This is a genomic window from Pseudomonas sp. HY2-MNA-CIBAN-0224 (assembly GCF_040310285.1).
Lineage (GTDB): Bacteria > Pseudomonadota > Gammaproteobacteria > Pseudomonadales > Pseudomonadaceae > Aquipseudomonas > Aquipseudomonas helleri.
Window position 1 is genome coordinate 1 of record NZ_JBEOPQ010000771.1, and the last position, 249, is coordinate 249.

Here is a 249-nt window from a genome sequence, read left to right on the forward strand (position 1 = left end):
GTGTCGCTCACAGTTTTAGTGGTGGTGAGCAAGAGGCAAAGGCCTTTGTAAAACTCGGCTTTAAGCTCGGGGTCACTGGACAAGTCACCAATCCGAATGCCAAAAAACTGCGTCGGGCGATTCAAGCAGCAGTTGATACTTATGGTCTTGAATGTTTGGTGATTGAGACGGATTGTCCGGATATGACTCCCATCATGTGCCAGCACTCAGATAGCAATCCGTCAACCAATAATCAGTCAGCGCTTGGAC

1 protein-coding gene is annotated in these 249 nt (G+C 48.6%); it reads left to right on the top strand.

What is annotated here, in order from left to right; genetic code table 11:
* Positions 1-249: TatD family hydrolase (locus AAEZ03_RS28405; protein ID WP_350583303.1), on the top strand; the 249-nt coding region annotated here is incomplete at both ends.